This window comes from Ruegeria sp. SCSIO 43209 (genome assembly GCF_019904295.1).
In the GTDB taxonomy this organism is placed as follows: domain Bacteria; phylum Pseudomonadota; class Alphaproteobacteria; order Rhodobacterales; family Rhodobacteraceae; genus Ruegeria.
Genome location: NZ_CP065359.1, coordinates 2,730,778 through 2,756,177, shown reverse-complemented (window position 1 = coordinate 2,756,177; position 25,400 = coordinate 2,730,778). Strand labels below are relative to the sequence as shown.

Below are 25,400 nucleotides of genomic sequence, written 5' to 3'. Positions count from 1 at the left end.
CGCCCGGAACGATCTGAGCAGAGGCAAACTCTGCCAACATCCGGGATGCACGGGGATATACATAGGTCATGACGACACTCACTGACCCGCCGAAGGAGCACTTCCGGCTGTCCATGCTCCTTTATGATACGCGGTACCGATCTGCGACCATTCAGGTCATAGCGATGATCGGTTTCATGCTTCTGGCAGCCTGGATTATCAACAACACCATTCAGAACCTTGAAACGCTGGGCAGAACAGTCGGGTTCGACTTTTTTGCCGAACCGGCCAGCTATGACATCAACCAACGCCTGCTGGAATACGACTCGCGCGATACCCATCTGCGCGCAGCGTTTATAGGCCTGCTAAACACTCTGGTTGTTGCAGTTCTGGGCTGTATCACAGCAACGATCATCGGTGTCATGGTCGGTGTTTTGCGCCTGTCGAATAACTGGCTGATCGCGCGGATCATGACAGTCTATGTCGAGATGTTCCGTAACGTTCCAGTGCTGCTTTGGATCGTGTTCGCCATGGCGATCCTGATTGAAAGCCTGCCAGCACCGCGCGCCTTCCGAGGTGAAAACCCAGAAGCCACGATGGATCTTTTTGGCACGGTCGCGGTCACAAATCGCGGGGTCTATATCCCCGAGTTTCTGTTCTCGCGCGGATTGGGCGATATCCACCTTTTCGGTACATCAAGCCTGCGCTTTGATGTTTCGCTTGACCTGATCGCCTTCCTGATCGTGTTTGGCGGCAGCATCTTTGCGATGCGTAAGGTTTCGGCCTGGGCCAATTCAACGCAAGAAAAGACCGGCGATCGCCCGGCCATCTGGCACATCCAACTGGGCCTTTTGTTCGTGCCATCAGCCATCCTGCTGGGCGTTCTGGGTTTTCACCTGGGCTACCCTGAGCTGAAAGGCTTCAACTTCAGCGGCGGTACCCACCTTCGTAACTCGCTGATTGCCTTGTGGCTGGCCCTGTCGCTGTACACTGCGGCATTCATCGCCGAGATCGTGCGCGCCGGTATTCTGGCCATTTCCAAGGGTCAGACCGAGGCCGCATCCGCACTGGGCCTGCGCCCGGGCCGGACCATGCGTCTGGTGATCTTGCCGCAGGCGTTGCGGGTGATCATCCCGCCAATGATCTCGAACTATCTGAACCTGACCAAGAACTCGTCGCTGGCGATCGCGGTCGGATATATGGACATCACGGGTACGCTGGGTGGCATCACCATGAACCAGACCGGTCGCGAGCTGGAATGCGTTCTGCTGCTGATGCTGGTCTACCTGTCCATCTCGCTGAGCATTTCGGCGGTGATGAACTGGTACAACAACCGTGTCAAACTGGTGGAGCGGTAATATGAGTGATGTTTCATTTGTCCGCACGGAAATGTTGCCGGAACAGGCACCACCCGCCTCCGAGGTCGGTGTACTGGGCTGGATCAAGCATAACCTGTTTTCAAGCTGGCTGAACGCCATCCTGACAATCGTCTCGCTGGTCTTCATCTACTATGTGCTCTCCAACATCCTGTCCTGGACGTTCGAATCCGTTTGGAACGCCAATTCGCTGTCGGAATGTCGTGAGATCATGATGGCGACCTGGGGCGATACGCATGGTCATGCCTGCTGGGGTGTGATCAAGGACCGGTGGCTACAGCTGCTATATGGGTTCTATCCGCCGTATCCGGCCCATCCGGACGCGACGTGGTCTAACCCGCCCGAAACTGGCGGCTGGCCGGCCTATTTCCGACCGAACCTGACCTTCATCCTGTTGTTGGTTGCTATTGCGCCGGTGTTGTTCACCAAGGTGCCGCGTAAGCTGTTGATTGTAACGGCGGCTTATCCGTTCCTGCTGCCTTGGCTGATGTGGGGTGGGTCGATCTGGGGGCCGCTCATGGTCGCCGCTGGATTTGCCATCGGGTATTTCGCGTACAAGTTTGCGCTTCCGGTTGCCGGGTCTCTTGCCGCGATTATCCTTGCGATTGCGCTGCCCATACTATGGTGGCTGTTTGCTGCCGGTTCCGTGGCTGACGCAATCAATGCAATCATTCCGATCGGTATCGCGCCGGTGGAAAGCCGCGACTTTGGTGGCTTTATGCTAGCGATCCTGTTGGGTGTCGTGGCCATTGGTGTTTCGCTTCCTATCGGTATCGTGCTGGCGCTGGGTCGTCAGTCCGATCTGATGATCGTCAAATACCTGTGCGTGGGCTTTATCGAGTTCATCCGGGGTGTGCCACTGATCACGCTGCTGTTCGTGGCATCGCTGCTGCTGAACCTGTTCCTGCCGCCGGGCACTAATTTTGACATCATCCTGCGGGTGATGATCATGATGACCCTGTTTTCGGCTGCCTATATGGCCGAGGTGATCCGGGGTGGTCTGGCTGCCCTGCCGCGTGGTCAGTACGAAGGCGCAGACAGTCTGGGCCTGAACTACTGGCAGGCGCAGCGGCTGATCATCATGCCACAGGCGCTGAAAATCTCGATCCCGGGCATCGTGAGCACGTTCATCGGTATCTTCAAGGATACGACTTTGGTCTCGATCATCGGTCTGTTCGACGTGATTGGCCTGACCAACGGCATCCGCGCCGATACCGCCTGGAACGGCGTCTACTGGGAACTGTTTGCCTTTATCGGCGTTCTGTTCTTCGTGGTTTGCTTCTCCATGTCCCGTTATTCCATGTACCTGGAGCGCAAGCTTCAGACTGGCCACCGTTAAGGAGTTCAACACATGTCTGAACTTGCAATTGAACGCGAAATCGACCGCTCCAAAATGCAGGTGAGCGACGAAATCGCCATCGAAATCACCAATATGAACAAGTGGTACGGGGCCTTCCACGTGCTGCGCGATATCAATCTGACCGTCAATCAAGGCGAGCGGATCGTGATCGCGGGGCCGTCGGGGTCGGGCAAGTCTACCCTGATCCGCTGCCTGAACGCGCTGGAGGAACACCAGCAGGGCACGATCATTGTGGATGGGACCGAGCTGTCGAATGACCTGAAAAACATCGACAAGATCCGGTCTGAGGTTGGCATGGTGTTCCAGCACTTCAACCTGTTCCCGCACCTGACCATTCTGGAAAACTGCACGCTGGCCCCGATCTGGGTGCGCAAGACGCCCAAGAAAGAGGCCGAAGAGCGCGCGATGCATTTCCTGGAAAAGGTGAAGATCCCTGAGCAGGCCGACAAGTATCCCGGTCAGCTATCGGGTGGTCAGCAGCAGCGTGTGGCGATTGCCCGCTCGCTGTGCATGATGCCGCGGATCATGTTGTTCGATGAGCCAACCTCGGCGCTGGACCCTGAGATGATCAAAGAGGTGCTCGACACCATGATCGAGCTGGCCGAGGAAGGCATGACCATGCTGTGTGTGACCCACGAGATGGGCTTTGCCCGCCAGGTCGCCAACCGCGTGATCTTTATGGATGCCGGTCAGATTGTGGAGCAGAACGAACCGGAAGAGTTCTTCAACAACCCGCAGAGCGAACGGACCAAGTTGTTCCTCAGCCAGATTCTGGGACACTAAATTCGGATCAGAAAACCAAGAAGGCGGGGTGTCGACCTCGCCTTTTTCTATTCCAGCAGCTCGCGTGGGATCGTGAAGCCCAGAACCTCACCCTGATGCCATTCGAGTGTATTCCAGTCGGGGATATCGAACCGGATTACAGTCGTTGCACAAGTCGGATAGTCGTAGAATCTCGAATGATCGGGCTGGTTGCGTACCAGCCGATTTGCAAATGCAGCGATGCCGGGATTATGCCCCAGCATTAGTACGGTATTGCCGGTGGCTGTGGCCAATTCGGCGAACATCTCATCGGGGCCTGTCAGATACAAGGCGGGGGTAAAGCGGATTTCCGGGGTGCTCAGCCCCAGCCTGTCCCACGTTTCCCGGGTGCGTTTGGCGCTTGAGCAGATAACGTCATCCGGTAGCCAGTCATTGCTTTGCAGCCACGCCCCAATCGCGGGAGCCGATTTGCGTCCTCGATTGTTCAACGGGCGGTCGTGATCTTCGGCAAAGGGATCGCCCCAACTGGACTTGGCATGGCGCATTAGGATCAGTGTGCGGGTCATGATCGGTGAAATGCTTTCATGTGATGCGCAGATTGCTCTGGCTGGCGCTCTGCGCCGGCGCTGAGAGGGCAGGCGAGCCGGGCAAGGCAGCCTTTATTCATGCAGCTGTGTCCCGTCTTGGTATCGAGATGATCATGACAGGCTGCTACGTCATAGAAGCTGTGGGTGTTCAATGCCCCAACCGGACAGGTTGTTGCACATGGCGCGGGGCATTCTGTGCAGGGTGACGATTGAGAAACGGATGGAATTGAGAACTCATCCGCAAAATGCAACGCACCACGGAATGACATCATCATCCCTACCGTATCGTGCACCAGGGCCCCGACCGGACTGCTGAAGGTGCGACCGGACTTAAGTGCCCAGTCAATGAAGGGTGCGTATGGTGGGTCGCCGAACGGATAGTAGGCGGTGCCCCTCATGTCCCGCGCAAGCTGGCCGATCACCCGTCTGGACCAGCGATCAACCGGGTCGGGTTGGCCATCCTGCCACTCAGCCGAGGCCTTCAGAGCAGGCCAGAATGCCCCCGCAGCCCCCAGAAGGATTAGGGTTCCGTCATTAAGTTGCTTTGCTTCACTGGGCCTTGGATGAAGTGCACCCATAACTATCAGCCCAACCTGAGTGGCTGCTCGTTCGACATTGGCGTAGGTCATCAACGGCGGAAGGGCAGAGCCAGGCTCCAGCCCAGTTTTGTTGGTCGATCGTCCTGCCATTCCAATCCCACGCTCATTTGTTCGTGCCCGTCCCGAGGTTGTGCAATGTAAGTCCCCAGCATTCGGTCCCAGATAGACAGTGCAAAGCCATAATTGCTGTCATGCTCTGTTCGGAATACCGAATGATGTACGCGATGCATATCGGGTGTCACAAGAATCCTACGTACAACAGCGTCAACGGCAAGGGGGAGCTTCAAGTTTGAATGATTGAACAACGCTGTGCCATTAAGAAGGATCTCGAACAGGATCACAGCCAGGGCGCTGGCGCCGAGCAGATAGATTAGCCCGATTTTCAGGATCATGGACAACGCGATTTCAACAGGGTGAAAGCGGACTGCAGTAGTGACGTCCATGTCTCGGTCGGCGTGATGCACACGATGTAGCCGCCAAAGGATTGGCACCTTGTGGGTAATCAGATGCTGTAGCCAGATTGCAAAGTCCAGAATCAGCACACATAGAATAAGCTCAACCCACCCTGGCCAGGCGAGCCAATTAAAAACGCCCAATCCATTTTTCCCGGCATCAATGGCAGCGCCAACTGCCAATAAGGGCAACCCAATCGCCATAGTCCTGAGCATCAGTGTGTTCAAAACAGTGATTGATAGATTGGTTAGCCACCGATTTTTTCGCGGACAGGTTCGTAAGCGTTTTGGCGCAATAGTCTCTGCCGCCGCAAACACAACAAACAGGATCAAAAACACGCTTAGGCGAAATAGGGGCTCGTTCTCCATACATTCACAATCGGGCATGTTAATGCCCGGTGCAAGATGTTGAAGATCACTATGGCGTTAATCAGGACGGATCAAGGATCCGGCACCGTGTTCCGTAAACAGTTCGAGCAACACCGCATTTGGCGCGCGCCCGTCCAGAATAACGACCGCCCGAACGCCATTATGCAGCGCGTCCAGCGCAGTTTCGGTCTTTGGAATCATCCCACCCGCAATAGTGCCTTCACGCGTCATCTCACGAATTTGGCCAGCCTTGAGCTCGGTCACGACATCGCCCGCTGCGTTCTTGACGCCCGCTACATCGGTCAGCAGCAGCAGGCGGTCTGCCTTAAGAGCTGAGGCGATCGCCCCGGCTGCAGTGTCGCCATTCACATTGAAGGTTTCGCCATTCCGACCTGCGCCCAGCGGCGCGATCACAGGGATAACATCATGCGCAAACAGGTCATGCAGGACTTTGGGGTTCATCTCGGACGGTGTGCCGACAAACCCGAGCGAGGCGTCGGTCTGTTCGCACATCATCAAATGGGCATCCTTGCCCGACAGACCCACAGCCATGCCACCCTGCGCATTGATCGCCTGCACGATCCGCTTGTTCACAAGGCCCGACAGGACCATTTCGACCACTTCGACTGTGGCTTTGTCCGTCACGCGTTTACCACCCACAAACTCGGACTGGATATCCAGTTTGTCGAGCATCGCATTGATCATTGGGCCACCGCCGTGCACGACGACCGGGTTTACGCCAACCTGACGCATAAGCACCACATCGCGCGCAAAGCTTTCCATGGCTTCGTCGCTGCCCATGGCGTGGCCACCTAGCTTGATGACGACAATCGCACCGTCGTATCGCTGCAGATAGGGCAGGGCGCTGTTCAATGTGGCGGCGGTGGCGATCCAATCCCGGTTCATATCTCGTGTCTTCATGGCTGATTGTCCCTCTGGGACCCTGTGTTAGGGCGTTTGGAGGATGGTGCCAAGACCGGATCGCGGAAACAGCCAATCTGAACGGGCCGTACCCGATGGGCGCGACCCGGTTTCCTTAGCTCATGACTTGTATATTGCTGAACAGCGTCACTCCAGATGCGCAATGATCGAACGCAGGGTCGGAATGCCGTCGCCCTTCTCGGATGAGGTCAACACGATCTCGGGGAAGGCTGCAGGATGTTTCGAAAGCGCGGCGCGCACCTGGTCCAGCACTTTTTCCCGGTCTTTTGCTTTGACCTTGTCGGCCTTTGTCAGAACGCACTGAAAGGTCACTGCGCTGGTATCCAGCAGCTTCATGATCTCGGCGTCCACAGGTTTCACCCCATGGCGCGAGTCGATCAGGACGAAGGCACGGCGCAGGGTCTGACGTCCACTCAGATACTGTTTCAGCAGACGTTGCCATTTTTCCACGACCTTCACCGGCGCGTTCGCATAGCCGTACCCTGGCAGGTCGACCAAATAGAGTTCAGGCCCTTGCGTGAAAAAGTTGATCTCTTGTGTACGCCCCGGCGTGTTCGAGGCACGTGCTAACCCCTTGGTGCCCGTTAGCGCGTTGATCAAGCTGGATTTACCGACATTCGAACGCCCGGCGAAACATACCTCCAACCGATCGGGCGCAGGCAGGCCATCCATCGCAACGACGCCTTTGACGAATTCGGATGGCCCGGCAAACAGCTTTCGACCGGTTTCCGTTGCGAATTCATCTGGAGTTTCAGCTAGTGGAAAGGGAAGTGTGGTCATAGAACCTGAACCTCGTCACCGGTGTGAATGGTGCCGCCTTCCAGAACTTCGGCATAAACGCCAAAATCCTGATGATCCCAGCTGCTCAGCGCACCCAGTGTGTCGGCATCCCGCTCACCCGTTTCAGGGTTGGCGGTTGTCGCCAAACACCGCGTGATGCGTTCGCGCACATGAAAAACGGCCTCGCCGATCCGGATGTCGCGGCCAATCCAGTCGAACTCATTCCACAGCGGCAGGCCATCGAACCAGATATTTCCGCGCCAGCGAGCGATAGAAAGATCCCTGCCTAGCTTCTGCTCGACCGCCCGATGCGACGACATATTGCACAAACTGATCGAAGGAAAATCGCTGTCCGTCATGCCGCGATTAGCGGCGCGGACAATGCGGGCAGACGCAGCACGATCTGCAGGCATCAGCGGTTTGACCCAGTCCAGAAAGGTATCCTGATGCACGTCGGGCTCAAAGCTTAGATCGGGGCGATTGGGATGGCTCAGCGTGACCGAGTCGCCTTGCAGCTGCGCCGAGATTGCCATCAACTGAGGGGCCTTCGCGCCTCGGCTGAAATTGGCGCAGGGTGCCCATTCCGATCCATCCGCTTTCGACGCCTCATGTGCAACCGCCCAAACACGATCCCCGGGCATGGTATGCCCGGGGATCATGGTAATGCGATCAAGGCGTTCACGCCCGTGACTTTTGATCGGGTGCCGCCAAATGCTGGTGACCGAACCGCTCATTTGTCGTCCGTCTTTGGCGTGCGTTTGAAGCCTGATTTGATGTTGCCGAATACATCGGGCGTATAGCCCTGGCTCCGCATTATCAGGTATTGCTGGGTAAATGTGATCGTGTTGTTCGCGATCCAGTAGACCACCAAACCGCTGGCAAATCCGCCCAGCATGAACATAAACACCCATGGCATCCAGGCAAAGATCATCGCCTGTGTTGCATCGGTCGGTGCCGGGTTCAGTTTCTGCTGCAGCCACATCGAGATACCCAGCAGCAGTGGCAGGATACCGATAAAGATCAGCGCCATGAAGCTTTCAGGCTGCGGTGCCGCCCAAGGCAGCCAGCCAAAGAAGTTGAAGATTGAGGTCGGATCCGGAGCGCTGAGGTCCTGGAACGGGCCAAACCATGGGGCTTGACGCAGTTCGATGGTGACAAAAATCACCTTGTACAGCGAGAAGAAGATGGGGATCTGCATCAGGATCGGCAAACAGCCTGCGGCCGGGTTAACCTTTTCCTTCTTGTACAGCTCCATCATGCCTTGCTGCATCTTCTGGCGGTCATCCCCTGCGGCCTCTTTCAAGGCCTCCATCTGGGGCTGCAGTTCCTTCATCTTGGCCATCGAAACGTAGGATTTGAACGCCAGCGGGAACAGGATCGCCTTGATGATTAGGGTCAGGCCGATGATGGACCAGCCCATGTTGCCGATCAGCAGATTGATGTTGTGCAGCAGCCAGAAGATCGGCTTGGTCAGGAAGAAGAACCAGCCCCAGTCGATGCTGTCGATGAATTTCTGTACGCCTTCCGCCTGGTATTCCCGAATGGCTTCCCATTCCTTGGCACCAGCGAACAGGCGTGTGGTCACTTCGGCAGTCTCACCCGGCGCTACGGTCAGCGTCGGCAGCACCGTTTCGGTTTGATAGATTTTGCGGCGCGAGTCATATTTTGCGGCTGCTTTGAAGGTCGAGCCCGGCTCTGGGATCAGCGTGGTCATCCAGTAGTGATCCGTGAAGCCGATCCAGCCATCTTCCTTGACCTGATAGACCTCGGCCTGCGCCCGTTCGTTCGGGTCGATGTCAAAATCGCGGACATCACCATAGTCAACTTCGGACAGCGTGCCGTCAGCCATGCCGATCACACCCTCATGCAGGATGAAGAAGTTTTTCAGGCCCGGAAGGTCGCCATCTTCACCAATACCGTGGCGTGCAAGAATGCCATAGGGGGCCATGCCCACCTCGGATTGGGTCGCGTTTTCAAGCGATTGGGTAACTGTGAACATGTAATCCTGGTCGACCGCGATGGTGCGGCGGAAAGTCAGGCCATTGCCATTGTCCCAGGCCAGCGTGATGGGGCTGTCTACGCCAAGCGTCTCACCCTCTTCCAATGTCCAGAGCGTGTTGGGGCCCGGGACATCCGCACCTGCAACTCCTGTACCCGGTGCCCAGCCGTAAAGGGCATAATAAGCCGATTCCGAACCAACCGGAGACAGCAGCTCAACAATAGGCGCGCCTTCTTCGATCGAGACTTTATAATCTTTCAGAAACAGCTCATCGATCCGCCCGCCGGACAGGGACAGGCTGCCTTTCAGACGGGGGGTGTCGATGTTGACGCGCGGGGCCTGTTCCTCTGGCAGTGTTTCCTCGGCGGTCGCTGTGGCTTCACCCACGGTGCTGGTCGCGCTGGGTGTTTGCACCTCGTCGCCTTCCAGAGCTGCAATTTCTGCAGCGTCCTGCGTCGTGGTTGATTCCGGCGGTGGGAACAGCACGAACCAGACAAGGATCACCAGAAAGCTGAGCGCGGTTGCAAGGATGAGATTTTTGTTCTGATCGTCCATCGGGGACAGCCACCTTGAGCAGTGAAACACACCCGGTGGGTTCAACAGAGTGCAGCCCCAAAGGTCAAGCGGAATCGCCCATCAAATCGCTCCAGCGCTGGATTTGGCGCACCGTAATTGCAGATTTCATCCCATTTTGCGACCGATCTTGGATGCACCCCTGATCTTGGCACGATGCGCCGCGATCCAATCCAGGGTCTGCTCAAATGGCATTGGCTCTGCAATTCCGAACCCCTGAACGTGGTTACTGCCCAATTGCGCCATCAGCGCGTGCTCGCCGGGCGTTTCCACGCCTTCGGCGAGCGTCTCGAGGTTCAGACGTTCAGCCATGGTCAGAATGGCGCTGACCAGTTGCTGCTGGCTGGGATCCTGATCGGATTTGGTGACAAACGTCCGATCAATTTTAATCCGCGAGACGTCAAACCGCTTGATAGAGGCGATTGAAGCATGTCCGGTGCCAAAGTCATCCAGGTCGATACAACATCCAAGCGCAGCCATGCCGGTTACATTCCGGGTGATCACGTCATCCGGCCTGCGAGAGAACACGGTTTCCAGAATCTCAACCGCCAGCCGATCCGGTGTCAAATCAAACTGATCCAACTCCCATTTCAGGCGGTCGATCAAGCCGGGATTGCGCAACTCATCGGATGAGAAATTGATACCGATCCGGGGCACAACGCATGCTGCACGATCCCAAGCTTGCATCGCTTCAAAAGCATGGTGACGCATGATTTGACCTAGCCGCTCCATCAGTTCGGCTTGCTCGGCGAAGGGCAGGAATACCTGCGGGCTGAGAACACCTTTTATTGGATGCTCCCACCTTGCCAAAGCCTCGAACCCTGTGATGTTCCCATTATCCGTTGAAACCTGAGGCTGAAACCAGGGCCGAATCTCTCCATTGTCCAATGCCGCCTCGAACTCTTTTCTCAAATTGGCTCGGACCAGGGATCGCCGACGGGTCGCGGTTGAATAGGCGCGTATGGTCGAGGGACCGCTTCTTTGCGCCTCGGACAGTGCAGCGGTGGCGGCGCCAATCCACTCATCAGCCTCGGCCTGTCGCAGGTCTGAATGCAGGCAGAACCCGATCGAGCAGGATTGGTAAACTCCTGTGCCATTCAACAAAAGCGGCTCTTCGACTGCGCTTTGGATGCGGCCGGACATTTGAATGCAAGCTTCCAGATCAAGATGTGGGGAGGGATGCAGGCCAATGAGAAACCGGTTCTGATCGATCTGCGAAAAGATGTCCTGATTTCGGATGATCGACAGGATACGATCACTGAATTGCTGCTTTACATGAGTGGCGGCAGCCTGACCGTGCAGATCCTGAAGCTCGGCATAGCCGTCCAAAGCAATTGCAATACAGGCGGCATTCTCACCTGATTTGCTGACCGATTCACTCAACGCCTCCAACTCTGATTGAAAAACGTCATAGGGAACCAGGCCGCTGGGGCGCATACCTGAACTGCGGGCTGTATAAGAACGGCTTCCCCAATTTCCGATGACGGCAAAAGCAAGGGGCAAACCCAAAGCCGTGGTAACAAGTGCACGTTCACCGCCCAACCAGAAGGCGGCTAAACACGCCGCGGGAATAAATGCCAGAACCTGCGGTCCGGTGAGAAATATCCGCAGCGTTTCGGAACAACGGTCGACAAAGAGGAATTTCCGCATAGGTTTTAGGGCCTTCAGCTTGGGCTAGGATCGCGCAAGCCAACCGTAGGAAATCAATCTGAGTCAGGCGTTAACGTAACTGGGGAATATCGTCTGAATTTTCGTCTTTTTGAATCGGATCGATCGAAAGATTTGCGAAATCAAACAGTTTTGGGTCCAGAAGATGCGAAGGCCGCGCATTGGTCAATGCCCGAAACATCACTTGCCGCCGGCCGGGGCTGTTCTTTTCCCACTGATCGAGGATCTGCTTGACCTGTTGGCGCTGCAGCCCGTCCTGACTGCCGCACAGATCGCAGGGTATGATGGGATAGTTCATCGCTTTGGCGAATTTCTCGCAATCCGCCTCGGCCACATGGGCCAGCGGGCGATAGACGAACAGATCACCTTCTTCATTCACCAGTTTTGGTGGCATGGTTGCAAGACGACCGCCATGGAACAGGTTCATGAAAAAGGTTTCAAGGATGTCATCGCGGTGATGGCCAAGCACAACTGCGGAACAGCCTTCCTCGCGCGCGATACGATAGAGGTTGCCACGACGCAGGCGTGAACACAGCGCACAATAGGTGCGGCCCTGCGGAACTTTGTCCATCACAACGGAATAGGTGTCCTGATACTCAATCCGATGTGGCACCCCCATACGGTCTAGGAATTCTGGCAGGACTGTTGCCGGGAACCCCGGTTGCCCCTGATCCAGATTGCAGGCCAGAAGATCCACGGGCAGCAGACCGCGCCATTTCAGTTCGTAGAGCACCGCCAGAAGGGTATAGCTGTCCTTACCGCCCGATAGGCAGACCAACCAGCGGGGTGTTTTACCTTCGGCGGTGCGGTCCACCATGCCGTACTGCTCAATGGCCTCGCGCGTCTGGCGCACGATGCGCTTGCGCAGCTTCTTGAACTCGGTGGTTGAAGGCGCACCGGCAAAAAGCGGATGGATATCGTCGGCTTCATCAAACATGGGCGGGGCCTATCGCAGTTGGGTGAGCCGGGCAAGGGTCAGGGTCGTTCGTCTTCGGGCACAGGGTCATAACCGTCGCCACCCCACGGATGACAGCGCCCGATCCGGCGCGCCGCCAGCCATGCGCCCTTGATGGCGCCGTGTTTTTCAAGCGCTTCCAGCGCATAGGCCGAACAAGTCGGCTGATAGCGGCAGTTGAATCCGACCCAGGGGCTGAAGATCAACCGGTAGGCCCGGACGGGCAGGGCGAGGAGATGGGCAAATATGTTCACTTGCCACCCCCATGAATTTTGCGCAGCGCATAGCGCAAATCGTCTTTCAGCGCATCAAAGGGCCGTGCAGCGGTAACCTCGGCGCGGCCGATCAACACGTAGTCCCAGCCCGCATGCCCATGAATAGTTAATACGGCTCGCGCGGCTTCACGCAGGCGGCGTTTGGCGCGGTTGCGGGCGACGGCATTGCCGACCTTCTTTGAGCAGGTGAACCCGATGCGAATGCCCGCAGCCTCATCAGCGCCACGTTTACGCGCCTGCACCATCATCGATGCAGTGCCTTGCCGTTTGGCCCGCGCGGCTTTCAGAAAGTCCGAGCGATTCTGCAGTACGGTCAATGATTCAGATGCGCAAACGGACGCCGCCGGGGGCATCACCCGCGGCTGGTTATTACCATCCTCAGGGGCCTCCGGCGGCGTCATGTTCATAACCCGAAAGGTCGAGCGGTTTATGCGCTCAGCGACTTGCGGCCGCGTGCGCGACGTGCGTTCAGGATTTTGCGGCCGGCTTTGGTGGCCATGCGCGCGCGGAAACCGTGGCGGCGTTTGCGAACCAGGTTCGAAGGCTGATAGGTGCGTTTCATCGCTCCGTCTCCAATCTATAGCGGTGGGTGCGGCGCGGATTCGCCTGGCCCTAGTGTTCGAAGCCCGTCCTCTACTGGGTAGCGGGGGGTAAGTCAAACCCCTAGGTGGGGGTTTTGGTGCGTTTTGCAACAAATCTGTAATCTGTCCGGGCAAAAGATTTCAAAAACCGGGTTCAGAGCGCGTATCCCTCACATTAAGTGCCATAAACATCAAGGCCCCGTGAGGCCTCTGTTGCAGCGCGCGCGGGCGGCGCATGTTGTGGGCAAGATGAATGAACAAGAACCTGCTACCCAGATGAACGAAACCACCAAGATCCAGCGCAACGGGCTGGCACGTCATATCCCATTGGCGGTGATTCTCGCCGTTGCCGCTGTGGGGTTCTTTGCGCTGGGCGACTATCTGACCTTTGAAACCCTGCGCGACAATCGCGAGGCCCTGCTGGCCTGGCGCGATTCAAACTACTGGGCGATGGCTGCGGCTTTCGTAGGGATTTACATCATTATTGTTGCCTTCTCGCTGCCTGGCGCTGCGGTCGCTTCGATGACCGGTGGGTTCCTATTCGGGTTGCTTGCAGGAACGGCTTTTAATGTTTTTGCCGCAACCATAGGCGCTTCGACGATCTTTCTGGCCGCACGCTGGGGTTTGGGTGAATCTCTGACCGCCAAGCTTGAAGCCTCGGAAGGGACGGTCAAGAAACTGAAGGACGGGCTGCGTGAGAATGAAATCTCGGTTTTGTTCCTGCTGCGTCTTGTACCTGTGGTGCCCTTCTTCGTTGCCAATCTGGTGCCCGCATTGGTTGGGGTAAAGTTCCGAAACTTCCTGATCACGACGGCGCTGGGCATCATCCCTGGTGGGATTGTCTATACCTGGATCGGTGTTGGGCTGGGTGGTGTCTTTGATCGCGGCGAGACCCCTGATGTCTCGCTGTTATGGGAACCCTTCGTGATCGGGCCAATTATTGGCTTGTGCGCGCTGGCAGCGCTGCCGATTGTCATCAAATCCCTCCGTGGTCGAAAGGGCTCCTGATCCATGCAAGAGTTGAAAACCGATATCCTGGTGATCGGGGCCGGGTCAGGCGGGTTGTCTGTAGCCGCCGGGGCCAGCCAGATGGGTGCGGATGTCATCCTGCTGGAAGGCCACAAGATGGGTGGGGATTGCCTAAACTTCGGCTGTGTCCCATCCAAAGCTCTGATCGCCAGCGGCAAGGCTGCATATGCTCAGGCCCACGCGTCGGCTTTTGGCGTCGCGGATGCGATGCCACAAGTGGATTACGCAGCTGCCAAGGATCATGTGCAGAGTGTTATCGCCCAGATCGAACCCATGGATAGTCAGGAGCGTTTTGAAGGCTTTGGCGTCAAGGTAATCCGGGAGTACGGTCGCTTCATCTCACCCACGCAGGTACAGGCCGGAGATCATCTGATCACCGCCCGTCGCGTCGTGGTGGCCACAGGTTCATCGCCCTTGGTGCCGCCGCTGCCCGGGCTGGATCAAGTGCCGTATTACACCAACGAGACCATATTCGACCTGCGCGATAAGCCCGAGCACCTGCTGATCATTGGCGGAGGTCCCATCGGCATGGAAATGGCGCAGGCGCATATCCGGCTGGGCTGCAAAGTGACCGTGATCGAGGGCCTTAGTGCGCTGGGCAAAGACGACCCTGAAGCTGCAGCCGTCGTGCTGGACAGCCTTCGGACTGAAGGTGTCGAAATCCATGAAAACGCCATGGTGTCCCAGATCCGAGAAAATGCAGGCACCATTGAGGTGGTCACTGAGAATGATGAGGTCTACGCGGGCTCTCATCTGTTGCTGGCCGTCGGACGCAAGGCCAATATCGACCGTCTGAACCTCGACGCTGCCGGGATCGACAGCACGCGGGCAGGCATCAAGGTGGACGACTCTTTACGCACGAGCAATCGCAAGGTCTATGCCATTGGTGATGTTGCAGGTGGGCTGCAATTTACCCATGTCGCCGGATATCATGCGGGGATCATCATCCGCTCTGCCTTATTTGGGCTTCCGTCGAAAGCGAAGACCGCTCATATCCCATGGGCCACCTATACAGATCCCGAACTGGCACAGGTCGGCCTGACCGAGGCACAAGCCCGTGAACAGCATGGCGACGCGGTGGAGGTTGCCCGGTTCGACTATCACCACAATGACCGTGCAGTTTCCGAGCGCAAGACCAAGGGGTTCATCAAGGTGATGGTCGTAAAGGGCCGACCAGTGGGCGCGACAATCGTCGGATATCAGGCCGGAGAATTGATCAACTTGTGGTCGCTGGCGCTGGCCAATAATCTCAAGATGGGTCAGATCGCAGCGATGGTTTCGCCTTACCCAACGGTCGGAGAGCTTAACAAACGTGTGGCAGGGGCCTATTTCTCTCCAAGGCTGTTTGAGAATCAAATGGTTAAAAGAGTGGTCAGGTTCGTCCAGCGCTGGATTCCCTGACCCAAGGAGGAGCGCAAAGTGAACTCGCTGTCGGGCCGATTTCTGATCCTGACGACGGTCTTCGTCATGTTGGCCGAAGTACTGATCTTTGTGCCCTCGATCGCGCGCTTCCGTGAAGATTTTCTGCTGAACCGGCTGGAACGCGCCCAGATCGCCTCGCTTGCTTTGTTGGCCGACGATATGCTGGCTGATGAGCTTGAAGCGGAATTGCTGTCAAATGCGGGGGTCTATAACGTCGTATTGCGCCGCGACGAGGTGCGTCAGCTCATGCTGTCTTCACCGATCCCGACCCAGATCACCAAAACCTTTGATTTGCGTAATGCCAGGGCTTGGGTGCTGATCCGTGATGCGGTCTCGAGGCTGTTTACCCCCGAAAACGAGGTCATTCGTGTGATTGGCGCGCCGGTCAAAGACGCAGGACTGTTGATCGAGGTGACAATGGACAGTGAGCCCTTGCGCATGGCCATGACGGATTATGGTCTCCGCATCCTTGGGCTGTCCTTTGTGATCTCAATCATAACGGCCTCGTTCCTGTTTCTGGCTGTGCGCGTGGTACTGGTGCGTCCGATCAAAAGCGTTGTGGGCTACATGCAGCGCTATGCCAGCGCACCTGAGGATGCGCGCGGCATCATCTCCCCCAATTCCAAGGTGACCGAACTGCGCGAGGCCGAAGAGGCCCTGCAGATGCTTCAAACCGATCTGACCCAGGCCCTGAAACAACGTGAACGTCTGGCCCAGTTGGGCGGGGCGGTGGCCAAGGTCAGCCACGATTTGCGCAACATTCTGACGTCTGCTCAGCTGTTTACCGATCGAATTGAGGCAAGCAATGACCCCCTGGTGGCGCGAATGGCACCCAAACTTGTCAATTCGATCACGCGGGCGGTTTCCTTGTGCGAAAGCACCTTGGCGTTCGGACGCGCCGAAGAACCAGCCCCAACCCTGACCATGGTGCGCTTGCGGGACGTTACCGCAGATGTTGTCGCCAGCGAGCAACTCGCCATTGCCGATGCCTGCGTTGAGATTGTGAACGACGTACCCGAAGATCTTGTTATCCGTGCCGACCCGGAACAGATTTTCAGGGTTGTCATGAATCTTGTGCGCAACGCCCGTCAGGCGCTTTTGGTCTCTGGTAAGGCGGGGCGCGTAACAGTGTCTGCATCTGAGCTTGAAGCCGACTGGTGCATCGAAATCAGCGATACAGGTCCAGGCCTGCCTCCTAAGGCCCGAGAGAATCTGTTTACACCATTTCAGGGTGGTGTTCGCAAAGGCGGCTCGGGACTTGGGCTCGCGATTTCGCAAGAATTGGTGCGGGGTCACGGCGGAGATCTGTTTCTGAAAGACACAGGGCCTGATGGAACCACCTTTGAAATAAGGCTTCCACGCGGTGATATGACTTTTTGAAGTTTTTTTGAAGAATCGACTTGCGCGCCCTCGGCCTCAGGTCTAAATACCGCCTCACCAACGCGGACCGATAGCTCAGCTGGATAGAGTACTTGACTACGAATCAAGGGGTCGGGGGTTCGAATCCTCCTCGGTCCGCCACTTGGTAATTTTCTCCAATTTTGCCGAACCATATTAGGCTGCTAAAACCATTGTGTTTTATGGCTGTAGTCTCACTGGCGTGTTTCATTGGATTTTATCCAATTACACCACTATACTTTCGTTGAGTGGTATATTTTGTGGTATTTTCATGGCTGCGCTCAGCGGGAAGCTGACAAAGAAACTGGTAGAGAATCTTGGCCCGGGTCGACATGGCGACGGTTCTGGCCTGTACCTTGTTGTTGATCCCTCGGGCGCCCGGCGCTGGATCGTGCGCGTGACGGTCAAAGGGCAGAAGAACCGCAAGGGCGCTCCGCTGCGCACGGATTTCGGGTTAGGTGGCGCTGATGTCGTCACACTAAACCAGGCTCGAGAAAGAGCCCTCGAATATCGACGCATGGCGAAAGCCGGGTTAAACCCTCGATTCAATGCCCAGCGTGAAATCCCGACCTTCGAAGAACTCAGCCGACAGGTTCACATCGACCGGCTGCCCACATGGAAGAACGCCAAGCACGGCCAGCAGTGGCTAAATACCTTGCGCGACTATGCGTTTCCAAAGATCGGACGCATGCCAGTCGACAGTATTGATCAGCCCGAAGTGCTGATGTGCCTGTCCCCCATCTGGACTGAGAAACACGAAACCGCAAAGCGACTGTCTCAGCGGATCAAGACGGTACTCGACGTGGCAAAATCCAAGGGTTTCCGCTCAGGCGAGAACCCGGTGACCGCTATCCGTGAAGGCAAGGTGCTGCCCACCGTCAAAGCAAAGGTACAGCACCATGACGCAATGCCGTGGCAAGAGGTGCCCGCGTTCTTTGCCGAGCTACAGACCCGTTCAGCCATGGCAGCCAAGGCGCTGCAGTTCACCATCCTGACCGCTTGCCGGACCTCAGAGGTGCTGGAGATGAAATGGCCCGAGGTCGATGTCGATGCGAGACTTTGGATCATACCTGCGGAGCGCATGAAAGGCGGGCAGGTCCATCGTGTTCCTCTCACCGACGAAATGCTGGCCATTCTGGAACCGCTGCGCGCGTTGGCCTCTGACTATGTGTTCGAGGGTCAAAAGCGGCATCAGCCCCTGTCAAACATGTCCATGCTAATGTTGCTGCGCCGGATGCGTCAGGATGGCGTCACCGTGCATGGCTTTCGCAGTTCGTTTCGGGATTGGGCGGCGGAGGCTGCAAACGCACCGCGCGAGCTGGCAGAGGCGGCCTTGGCCCATCAGGTTGGTTCGGATGTTGAGCGCGCCTATGCGCGGTCGGATTTGTTGGAACGCCGCCGCGATTTGATCGAGCGGTGGTGCAAGTCTGTTTCGAGTTAGCAATTTAGATGGATATGATTTGATGACGCATAGCAAATGGACAAAACCTAATCGGTTTACAGAGGTTATACGCCACAAGGCATCCCCCGTCGTGGTGGGTGCGGTCCCAGGGCCGTCTCTAGTCTCTCTTCGAAACACATTTACCGATGATTTCAGCGAAACAAGGGACGGAGACACCGTTTGGGAAGTTTGGATAACGACTAGGACAGGACTAGACAAAGAGGTCGTGGGTTTAAGCTATTTCGCAACAGAGGAAGCAGCGGAAGCTGCTGTAGCTTCTATGCCGGTTGGGATGACCTACGGAGACCACTTTGGCTTTCCTAAGAGAATTAAAGAAATAGTTGGAACTGGAGGCTTAGACCCCGCCGCTATGCTGTCATATATGTTTGGATCTGGCGATCACGACGCAGTTCATTTTGTTTGTTACGAAGCGCTAGCCGAAGCGGGGGTCATATCAAAAAAGGACTACACTACTCTACCAAGTGTCCTCGATTGGTTGGGCGACGATCATGTTGCTTGGATGAGAAATACCTTCGGTGAAAATTGGTCAGCAGTTGCACAGTTTGAGTTTTGTCTAAATCACTTCCCTGACTCGTCTCTGGCTAGTCTATCAGCGAAACTATTCTTGTCGCAGTTCGTGACAAACGACGACTTTACAGCGGGTTATGTAACCAAGGAAATTGAGGCTATCTCAGGAGGCACTGAAGCTGCAGCATTTCTGGCAGCAAACACCCGAATAAAGGCTGGCGAAGCCGGGGCACGTGCATCCCGAGATCGCAGACTTCAGAACTTGGAACTGCTGATGCAAGAAATCGAGCAACTATCTGGCGCGGTTGGTTTGATCAGCGAAGAACGAATAATCGAGCAAGCCTTGGAGAAGTCAGTTGAGAAACAACTGGACTTCCCAAAATCGCGAAAAACTCATGCGGACTATGGAACGGCGTTGCGTTCAGAAGAGCCTTTCAAATCAAGGTACGAAGCGGTGTTCAGGAAAAACGCTTAAGCATTTTCTCACTTCGGGAAGCCGCTTAAGCGCAAGAAAAAGTCTGGTGACACTTCGGGAAAGCTGCCGATAATTGGGAGCCATCGCAACTGATCCAAGAGGATTTCAACGATGGCAAACGTCTTTAATGAAGACCGGGTCTATTTCCCAGAAGACCCTGAAATGCAATTGCTGGGAAACCGTGAGAAGCTGGCTCAATGGCGCCACCGCATGTGCGGTCCGGCCTTTATTCGCATTGGTCGGCGGATCGCCTATCATGGCGCCGATCTGAACGCCTGGCTGGCGGCCCGACGCACCGATCCCAACAATGAGGCTGCATAATGAAAAACCCCAACTCCAAGCGCGGAGATGGGGCTTTTCCAGTGACATCAACTGCCACCCTAGCAAGTTCAGTTGATGCCACAGGATGCCCTGCGCCGACAAGACAAAACGAGCGCCGGTATTACTGGTCGCCACTGAGCCACTCTGTCGAACGGGTGATCATTCGGAAAGGAAGGATCGAGCATGGCTGATATGACCTTCTCCAAGCCGAACATTACGAGTCACGACAGGGGGCCAGACACTGGCCCTCTTTCTCCAACCGATCATCGGGAAACTGCTGAGAACTACAGCGGCGAGCTCTTTCGCCATGGTGTTTACCGCGTCGCAGTTTGTCGGGACAGTATCCAATGGCTGTTTCAGCGCCAGAGGCCCCAATTTCAGGCCGGGGGAGCGGCCTGGGACACGCTCGGGTACTGTGTGTCCAAATCTGGCCTAACCCGGCTCGTCCGGGCGCATATCGGCTGTGACCTACCCGAACTGGATGCATTGCCCGCGCAATTCCAGCGGAGGTGTCGCGATGAGTAGGCGCCGATCTCCCAATGGTAAAAGGTCGGATGAGGGTCAATACGTCCCTCTGCCCTACGCCATGATCAAATCTCCGGCGTGGCGGGCATTGTCCGGACCCGCAGTGAAACTCTGGCTGGAGCTTCACGCCCGCTTCAATGGCAGCAACAATGGCAAGCTTCTTCTGTCGATGAACGAGGCGGCAGAGATTCTTGGCCTAGGCAAGGCCACGGTTCAGCGGGCTTTCGAGGATCTGCAGGACAAAGGCTTCCTTGTGCTCGAGCAAGAAGGCAACTGGTATCACCGCCAAGCCCATGAATGGCGATTGACGACTAAGGCGACGCAGACCCGGTCCGGTAAGAAAGCCGCCACTAATGACTGGCGGCTCTGGCAGCCCGAAAAAACAAAACGCGGTTCTGAGACGGACCCGTCAGCATCCTCTGTGGTTCCGTTTGAGAACCCAAAGACCTCCCATGGTTCCAAATCAGAACCCGTCAGGCCGGTTTCTCACCGGTCCGTCGGTTCTGAAACGGAACACTAATACTAACCACTCCCTGTTAAGCGAGGCGGACATGAGCAAGACACAGAAAGACAGTGGCAACGAACTTCGGACAAAGGGCTCCGAACTTACCGACGCGGAAACCAATGCGATTGCGGATCTGAAGGAACGGAAGAGGTCACTTGTCCGGGCCCCGGACATCAAGTTGGACTTCGAAGAAGACACACGCAGGCTCACGGTTGGACATAAAGGGAAAGACCCAAACGCAGCCTGTGCCTTAGCGATGCATGAGCTCGGCACCGTTGACTATCGGTTCTTCGAAGGCGTCATGGATCAAGTAGCCATACTCGGACAACAGGACAGTTCGATTTCTGAGACCGCTTCGAACTTCGTGATGTCGGTTGTTGCCGGAGTTAAGCCGCAAGACGAGATCGAAGCCATGCTTGCGATCCAGATGGGCGCGATCCATCAGGCCACCATGATGATGGCGCGCCGCCTGAACCACGTCAAAACTCTCCCGCAGCAAGATTCTGCGGAACGAGCGCTCAACAAACTTGCGCGGACCTTCACCAGTCAGGTTGAAACCCTGAAGAGGTACCGCTCCAAGGCAGATCAGACCGTCCGTGTCGAGCGCGTTGAAGTCAAAGAAGGTGGTCAGGCTATCGTTGGCAATGTTCAAAACGGGGGGCGGTCGGATGATAAAAAGTGACGACAACCTCATGGACCCTACCAAAAGACTCAATGATGCACCCAGATGCACAGCAACGGCAAAGTCTACCGGCCGACGCTGCAGCGCGCCTGCAGTTCAAGGTTGGAGTGTGTGTCGCATGCATGGTGCCAGAGGTGGGCATGCTGCTGGGCCGGGTCATCCGTCATGGAAGCACGGAGAAAGATCGCGAAAGGCTGAAGAAGCTCGCAGGACCATCAATGAACTTGTCCGCGCCGACAAGGAGTTGCAGAATTTGATTGGGTAAGTACCTTTGATGATCGCAAAAAAAATATAAGTAAAAGTCTTCAGTCGTTTAGGTAGTCTTAACTAATAGTATCCAGGTTCCGGATACTGGTTCGCGCAGTTTTCGTTAGGCACAAAATTAAGTGCGATAGTCCCGTTTTCGGTGCGCCCAGAGTTGTACAGACTTGTCGGTTTCTATTCCTCACAGTTTTGAGAACTTTGGCAATTGTGATACCTTGGGCAATATTTTTTTTGTTTTTTGGGGGGTGATCAATGTCTTTCAGCGCAATTTACAGTGGCCCAGGTGGTCGGGTTTTTCCGGCGAGCGATGTCTACAACACCCCAATTGCTGGCGTGCAACTTCAATACGATACGCTGTCTAACAGATTTTATTTGCAATCAAGCCTTGGGACCATCTGGCTGCTTGATGAGATACCAACAATAACCTCTCAAGCTTTGCCTGAATCAACACACCATGTTGTAGAGTATCTCGACGCAGATCGCTCAACTATGTACGCAAGTTTGTCGCGAGAACACCTAATAAGTCGTTTGAATTTCTCTTTTCTTGGCCTTCACAGCAACGACAACTCCCCCGGGGCAGGAGCAACTGGAATACGGCTTTCAGAAATAGAGGGGCTAACAATAAGCCAATTGATTGGCGACCAATCTGTGCTTCACATTAACTTTGGGTACCAGGATAGCCTTAATGGAAATAATATTGATCTTTCTCTGCTTGCACCATCAGACTCATTCAATCTGACTTTAGGCGATGCCAACGACACCGTAACGGGAGGCTCCCAAAATACTATCGCCAGACTCGGAGGCGGTAATGATACTTTCACAGGTGGCAGTGGAATTGACTATATATACGGAGAGGATGGCGATGATACTTTATACTCTGGGCCGGCACATTCAGAGTTTCTTTTTGACTTTCTTTACGGTGGTGCTGATAACGACGTTCTGATTGGAAATGAAACTACATTTCTGATCGGTGGTTCTGGGAACGACCAATTCCAAGAGGGAATATATTTTTACGAAGAGTCTTTACTCGGTGGGGTCTTCGTGAACTTGAGCGATAGCCAGCAAACACATGCGGGAGCGACAGTGGCTGGGCGTAGCGCAATCGACGAATATGGAGAGATCGACACTTTCTCCACGTACGTCATCAATGGACATGCCAGCAACTACAACGATGTTGTTTGGATGAACTCTGGTTACCTGTTTGCCAGGGGAGGAAATGATCACGTGACACAAACGGGACTGGGCGGCTACGCGCTACTAGGCCCGGGTGACGATGTCTATATTGGCGGACCGGGCGATGAAAACATTTTTGGCGAAGAAGGCGACGATAGGATTACTGGTGGTGGCGGGATCGACATTGCCGAGTACTCCGGCATCACGGAGTATTACGACGCCGATAGTGGTGTGGGTGATTTCAGTATCGTTTACACATCCAACGGTTTTCAATTAAGGGACCGCCGCGTGGTAAGCGAAGGTCACCAAGGCAACGACACACTTAACGGTATTGAAAGTATTCTTCTGACAGACAGAACGGGCGAGCAAATCCGGAATGTCGCGTACAAATGGGGAAATAGCCATGAACTTGGTACTTATGGTGGCACTGTAACTTATTCGATAATAGTGGATGGAAATAACCTTCCAAGTTTCAACTCTCAATTCATTGCTGGTGGACCCACTATAGCCGTTCTCAACGATCAAGGCCAACTTGACCCCAATCATCCTAACTCACAGAAATTTTCGGAATTATCAGAAGCAGTATTTATTGGATTTGAAACATGGCAGCGGAATGGCGGAATAAGCTTTCAAAATCTAGGCTATAATGCACAAGGCGCTGATATCAGGATCTATCTAGCAAATTGGTCAGGTGGGAAGGATGGAGAGGCGATTGGTTTCAACGATGCATTCTTTTTGTCGGATGGTGCGAATGCCACGTTCAACTCGTACAATAGGAGGGATGCTGATTTTGGAGACATACTAGTTAAAGATAGCGTTAGCGGCGCTACTCTCGAAAGCTTGGTAATACATGAAATTGGTCATGCAATTGGGCTTGAGCACACTAACGACTCGAATTCCATTATGCATGACCCATTCAGTACAGGGGCGTTCTCAGAATTGGATAGGCAATACATCCAAGCGATTTACGGCCCATCTCGAACTGAGATGAACATTGATGACGACACAACGGATGATGTGTACGAGGCTTCGGAAGATATTGAGATATTCAACTTAGTTTCTGGTGCAGATCGGATAACGGGTGTGCCAACTGAACTCGACGGTGATACTGTCGTTGGATTTGGGACTGATGACGTATTAATTTTAAATGGCGTCAGTTTTGATCGAAGTGATCTGAGTGTCTATATGGGCTCCGCAATTTTGGACATAGACACTGACAAAGACGGATTAGCCGACACAACCATCGTCCTGGAGGGCGACTATTCCGGTTCGGAATTTACGGTTGTAGATCTCGATGGGTCGACAGCCATAACTGTTTCGTTTCCACCAAATGCACAAGACGATTTTTTCTACGTTGACGAAGACGATTTCATGGCTGGAAACATCCTGGCGAACGACAACTGGTACACAGGCGGAGAACTAACCGTATCCCTACTTTCTGGTCCGGAAGAGGGGCAACTAACGCTGAATGATGATGGTTCGTTTACCTATGAAGCAGATTCAGATGTTTTTGATTTGGCCGATCCCGGAGACGAGGTAATCCAGATATTCAATTATGAAATTGAAGACGCGTTCGGCAGAACTTCCGAGGCCACGGCCTTAATCACAGTGAGCATTCTTGGCGACGGCGTATCGCTTTCGGGCAGCTGGAGACGAGATGTTCTCGTTGGTGATGATGGTGGCGAGGATTATCTTCGGGGGTTGTGGGGACGAGACCATATCAAGGGCTTGGATGGAGCTGACATCCTGGAGGGAGGCTTCGGAAGAGACAAATTGGAAGGTGGGGAAAGCGCCGATATCCTGAGAGGCGGACCCGGTCGCGATGTTCTTATTGGTGGAGAGGGAGCTGACCTTTTTGAGTTTCACTTTTTTGATGGCTTCGACATCGTCACTGATTTCGAAGTTGGGATTGACCAGATTGGGATCGGCTCAAGTCTATTTGCAGACGATATCTCCGACATTAAGTACCGGGATCTGGATGACGGGGTGCTGCTTAAATTAGGTGGTGCCAAAGTCTTAGTTGAGGACCTTGCGTTTATGGATCTGAGTGAAGACTCGTTTGTGTGGGTTTAGCGAAGAGCGGTGATTGCGAAGAAATACTCGTGGTTTTTGTCAACATTGCTAGCAATGCTGGTAACTTGGGCTTCAATGCGTAATTGGCAATCCAAGCAGGTTCATCCATCAAAATTGTGCATGATAACGGGCCAGCTACATCACTTATTTGCACCCAACGTCCGAGTGCAACTCTTCAAGGAGACAACAAGTCGTTCCTTCCTTTGATTAGTAAGGTTGAGACCCTGAAACGGTATCGATCTAAGTCGGATCAAACCGTCCGTGTCGAGCGCGTTGAAGTCAAAGAAGGTGGTCAGGCTATCGTTGG

The 25,400-nt window shown here is 55.0% G+C and carries 24 protein-coding genes and 1 tRNA gene; 13 read left to right on the top strand and 12 right to left on the bottom strand.

Features of this window, described 5'->3' with window-relative positions; all coding sequences use genetic code 11:
* The first annotated feature begins 68 nt into the window (after positions 1–68).
* Genes I5192_RS13750 through I5192_RS13740 form a run of 3 tightly spaced genes read left to right on the top strand, consistent with a single transcriptional unit; the run spans position 69 to position 3,498 of the window.
* Positions 69–1,337, top strand: a complete 1,269-nt coding sequence (locus tag I5192_RS13750; RefSeq protein WP_170515915.1) for an amino acid ABC transporter permease — start codon at positions 69–71, stop codon at positions 1,335–1,337.
* A 1-nt stretch (position 1,338) separates the two neighbouring features.
* Positions 1,339–2,694: an amino acid ABC transporter permease gene (locus I5192_RS13745; protein WP_170819032.1), complete on the top strand. Its 1,356-nt coding sequence runs from the start codon at positions 1,339–1,341 to the stop codon at positions 2,692–2,694.
* 12 nt (positions 2,695–2,706) lie between these two features.
* Positions 2,707–3,498: an amino acid ABC transporter ATP-binding protein gene (locus I5192_RS13740; RefSeq protein WP_304621965.1), complete on the top strand. Its 792-nt coding sequence runs from the start codon at positions 2,707–2,709 to the stop codon at positions 3,496–3,498.
* Positions 3,499–3,545: 47 nt separating this feature from the next.
* Here I5192_RS13740 and I5192_RS13735 read toward each other — a convergent pair whose 3' ends face one another.
* The 12 genes from I5192_RS13735 to rpmH form a co-directional block, all read right to left on the bottom strand.
* Positions 3,546–4,043, bottom strand: a complete 498-nt coding sequence (locus tag I5192_RS13735; protein WP_223117087.1) for a histidine phosphatase family protein — start codon at positions 4,041–4,043, stop codon at positions 3,546–3,548.
* Positions 4,040–4,693 (bottom strand): ferredoxin, encoded by a 654-nt coding sequence (locus I5192_RS13730; RefSeq protein ID WP_223117086.1) that lies wholly within the window; start codon positions 4,691–4,693, stop codon positions 4,040–4,042. The genes I5192_RS13735 and I5192_RS13730 overlap by 4 nt, the downstream gene beginning before the upstream one ends.
* Positions 4,693–5,484, bottom strand: a complete 792-nt coding sequence (locus I5192_RS13725; RefSeq protein WP_170508739.1) for a sterol desaturase family protein — start codon at positions 5,482–5,484, stop codon at positions 4,693–4,695. Before I5192_RS13725 ends, I5192_RS13730 begins: the two co-directional genes overlap by 1 nt.
* A 57-nt stretch (positions 5,485–5,541) precedes the next feature.
* Positions 5,542–6,405 carry an acetylglutamate kinase gene (gene argB / locus I5192_RS13720; protein WP_170508738.1) on the bottom strand — a complete coding sequence of 288 codons (864 nt, stop codon included), beginning with the start codon at positions 6,403–6,405 and terminating at the stop codon, positions 5,542–5,544.
* Between the two features lie 147 nt (positions 6,406–6,552).
* Positions 6,553–7,206, bottom strand: coding sequence for a ribosome biogenesis GTP-binding protein YihA/YsxC (yihA, locus tag I5192_RS13715; protein WP_170392875.1), 654 nt, complete (start codon positions 7,204–7,206; stop codon positions 6,553–6,555).
* Positions 7,203–7,940 (bottom strand): MOSC domain-containing protein, encoded by a 738-nt coding sequence (locus I5192_RS13710; protein WP_223117085.1) that lies wholly within the window; start codon positions 7,938–7,940, stop codon positions 7,203–7,205. The genes yihA and I5192_RS13710 overlap by 4 nt, the downstream gene beginning before the upstream one ends.
* The gene (gene yidC, locus I5192_RS13705; RefSeq protein ID WP_223117084.1) at positions 7,937–9,760 is read right to left on the bottom strand and encodes a membrane protein insertase YidC; all 1,824 of its coding nucleotides are present in this window, start codon (positions 9,758–9,760) and stop codon (positions 7,937–7,939) included. The genes I5192_RS13710 and yidC overlap by 4 nt, the downstream gene beginning before the upstream one ends.
* Positions 9,761–9,886: 126 nt before the next feature.
* On the bottom strand, positions 9,887–11,428 hold the full coding sequence (locus I5192_RS13700) for a bifunctional diguanylate cyclase/phosphodiesterase (RefSeq protein WP_223117083.1): 1,542 nt from the start codon (positions 11,426–11,428) through the stop codon (positions 9,887–9,889).
* A 70-nt stretch (positions 11,429–11,498) separates the two neighbouring features.
* Complete coding sequence (gene ttcA / locus I5192_RS13695; RefSeq protein WP_170402750.1) at positions 11,499–12,383, bottom strand: tRNA 2-thiocytidine(32) synthetase TtcA; 885 nt, start codon at positions 12,381–12,383, stop codon at positions 11,499–11,501.
* A 38-nt stretch (positions 12,384–12,421) separates the two neighbouring features.
* Positions 12,422–12,655, bottom strand: a complete 234-nt coding sequence (gene yidD / locus I5192_RS13690) for a membrane protein insertion efficiency factor YidD (protein WP_223117082.1) — start codon at positions 12,653–12,655, stop codon at positions 12,422–12,424.
* Entirely contained in the window at positions 12,652–13,077 is a 426-nt protein-coding gene (gene rnpA / locus I5192_RS13685; protein ID WP_223117081.1) for a ribonuclease P protein component, read from the bottom strand. Before rnpA ends, yidD begins: the two co-directional genes overlap by 4 nt.
* Before the next feature lie 26 nt (positions 13,078–13,103).
* Entirely contained in the window at positions 13,104–13,238 is a 135-nt protein-coding gene (rpmH, locus tag I5192_RS13680) for a 50S ribosomal protein L34 (RefSeq protein ID WP_005980833.1), read from the bottom strand.
* Between the two features lie 268 nt (positions 13,239–13,506).
* On the opposite strand from rpmH, the gene I5192_RS13675 reads away from it, so the two are divergent.
* The 10 genes from I5192_RS13675 (at position 13,507) to I5192_RS13630 (ending at position 25,093) form a co-directional block, all read left to right on the top strand.
* Positions 13,507–14,265: a TVP38/TMEM64 family protein gene (locus tag I5192_RS13675; protein ID WP_370644315.1), complete on the top strand. Its 759-nt coding sequence runs from the start codon at positions 13,507–13,509 to the stop codon at positions 14,263–14,265.
* 3 nt (positions 14,266–14,268) lie between these two features.
* On the top strand, positions 14,269–15,687 hold the full coding sequence (locus tag I5192_RS13670; RefSeq protein ID WP_223117080.1) for an NAD(P)/FAD-dependent oxidoreductase: 1,419 nt from the start codon (positions 14,269–14,271) through the stop codon (positions 15,685–15,687).
* An 18-nt stretch (positions 15,688–15,705) separates the two neighbouring features.
* The gene (locus tag I5192_RS13665; protein ID WP_255611880.1) at positions 15,706–17,088 is read left to right on the top strand and encodes a sensor histidine kinase; all 1,383 of its coding nucleotides are present in this window, start codon (positions 15,706–15,708) and stop codon (positions 17,086–17,088) included.
* 64 nt (positions 17,089–17,152) lie between these two features.
* Positions 17,153–17,229, top strand: a tRNA-Arg gene (locus I5192_RS13660).
* A 148-nt stretch (positions 17,230–17,377) separates the two neighbouring features.
* The gene (locus I5192_RS13655) at positions 17,378–18,547 is read left to right on the top strand and encodes a site-specific integrase (RefSeq protein WP_223117079.1); all 1,170 of its coding nucleotides are present in this window, start codon (positions 17,378–17,380) and stop codon (positions 18,545–18,547) included.
* A gap of 226 nt (positions 18,548–18,773) precedes the next feature.
* Entirely contained in the window at positions 18,774–19,550 is a 777-nt protein-coding gene (locus I5192_RS13650; RefSeq protein ID WP_223117078.1) for a hypothetical protein, read from the top strand.
* 111 nt (positions 19,551–19,661) lie between these two features.
* A complete protein-coding gene (locus tag I5192_RS13645) occupies positions 19,662–19,871 on the top strand; it encodes a helix-turn-helix domain-containing protein (RefSeq protein WP_223117077.1) in 210 nt (69 codons plus the stop codon).
* Positions 19,872–20,388: 517 nt separating this feature from the next.
* On the top strand, positions 20,389–20,916 hold the full coding sequence (locus tag I5192_RS13640; protein WP_223117076.1) for a helix-turn-helix domain-containing protein: 528 nt from the start codon (positions 20,389–20,391) through the stop codon (positions 20,914–20,916).
* Positions 20,917–20,947: 31 nt separating this feature from the next.
* On the top strand, positions 20,948–21,583 hold the full coding sequence (locus tag I5192_RS13635) for a hypothetical protein (protein ID WP_223117075.1): 636 nt from the start codon (positions 20,948–20,950) through the stop codon (positions 21,581–21,583).
* Between the two features lie 516 nt (positions 21,584–22,099).
* Positions 22,100–25,093, top strand: coding sequence for a matrixin family metalloprotease (locus I5192_RS13630; protein WP_223117074.1), 2,994 nt, complete (start codon positions 22,100–22,102; stop codon positions 25,091–25,093).
* Positions 25,094–25,400: the final 307 nt, after the last annotated feature.

Coding starts and splice junctions, on each gene's coding strand:
- ttcA (WP_170402750.1), bottom strand. CDS start 12,383: ATGTTTGATGAAGCCGACGATATCCATCCGCTTTTTGCCGGTGCGCCT.
- I5192_RS13745 (WP_170819032.1), top strand. CDS start 1,339: ATGAGTGATGTTTCATTTGTCCGCACGGAAATGTTGCCGGAACAGGCA.
- rpmH (WP_005980833.1), bottom strand. CDS start 13,238: ATGAAACGCACCTATCAGCCTTCGAACCTGGTTCGCAAACGCCGCCAC.
- rnpA (WP_223117081.1), bottom strand. CDS start 13,077: ATGACGCCGCCGGAGGCCCCTGAGGATGGTAATAACCAGCCGCGGGTG.
- I5192_RS13675 (WP_370644315.1), top strand. CDS start 13,507: ATGAATGAACAAGAACCTGCTACCCAGATGAACGAAACCACCAAGATC.
- I5192_RS13645 (WP_223117077.1), top strand. CDS start 19,662: ATGGCAAACGTCTTTAATGAAGACCGGGTCTATTTCCCAGAAGACCCT.
- I5192_RS13740 (WP_304621965.1), top strand. CDS start 2,707: ATGTCTGAACTTGCAATTGAACGCGAAATCGACCGCTCCAAAATGCAG.
- yihA (WP_170392875.1), bottom strand. CDS start 7,206: ATGACCACACTTCCCTTTCCACTAGCTGAAACTCCAGATGAATTCGCA.
- I5192_RS13750 (WP_170515915.1), top strand. CDS start 69: ATGACGACACTCACTGACCCGCCGAAGGAGCACTTCCGGCTGTCCATG.
- I5192_RS13670 (WP_223117080.1), top strand. CDS start 14,269: ATGCAAGAGTTGAAAACCGATATCCTGGTGATCGGGGCCGGGTCAGGC.
- I5192_RS13730 (WP_223117086.1), bottom strand. CDS start 4,693: ATGACCTACGCCAATGTCGAACGAGCAGCCACTCAGGTTGGGCTGATA.
- I5192_RS13640 (WP_223117076.1), top strand. CDS start 20,389: ATGAGTAGGCGCCGATCTCCCAATGGTAAAAGGTCGGATGAGGGTCAA.
- I5192_RS13735 (WP_223117087.1), bottom strand. CDS start 4,043: ATGACCCGCACACTGATCCTAATGCGCCATGCCAAGTCCAGTTGGGGC.
- I5192_RS13655 (WP_223117079.1), top strand. CDS start 17,378: ATGGCTGCGCTCAGCGGGAAGCTGACAAAGAAACTGGTAGAGAATCTT.
- I5192_RS13630 (WP_223117074.1), top strand. CDS start 22,100: ATGTCTTTCAGCGCAATTTACAGTGGCCCAGGTGGTCGGGTTTTTCCG.
- I5192_RS13635 (WP_223117075.1), top strand. CDS start 20,948: ATGAGCAAGACACAGAAAGACAGTGGCAACGAACTTCGGACAAAGGGC.
- I5192_RS13725 (WP_170508739.1), bottom strand. CDS start 5,484: ATGGAGAACGAGCCCCTATTTCGCCTAAGCGTGTTTTTGATCCTGTTT.
- yidC (WP_223117084.1), bottom strand. CDS start 9,760: ATGGACGATCAGAACAAAAATCTCATCCTTGCAACCGCGCTCAGCTTT.
- argB (WP_170508738.1), bottom strand. CDS start 6,405: ATGAAGACACGAGATATGAACCGGGATTGGATCGCCACCGCCGCCACA.
- I5192_RS13710 (WP_223117085.1), bottom strand. CDS start 7,940: ATGAGCGGTTCGGTCACCAGCATTTGGCGGCACCCGATCAAAAGTCAC.
- I5192_RS13700 (WP_223117083.1), bottom strand. CDS start 11,428: ATGCGGAAATTCCTCTTTGTCGACCGTTGTTCCGAAACGCTGCGGATA.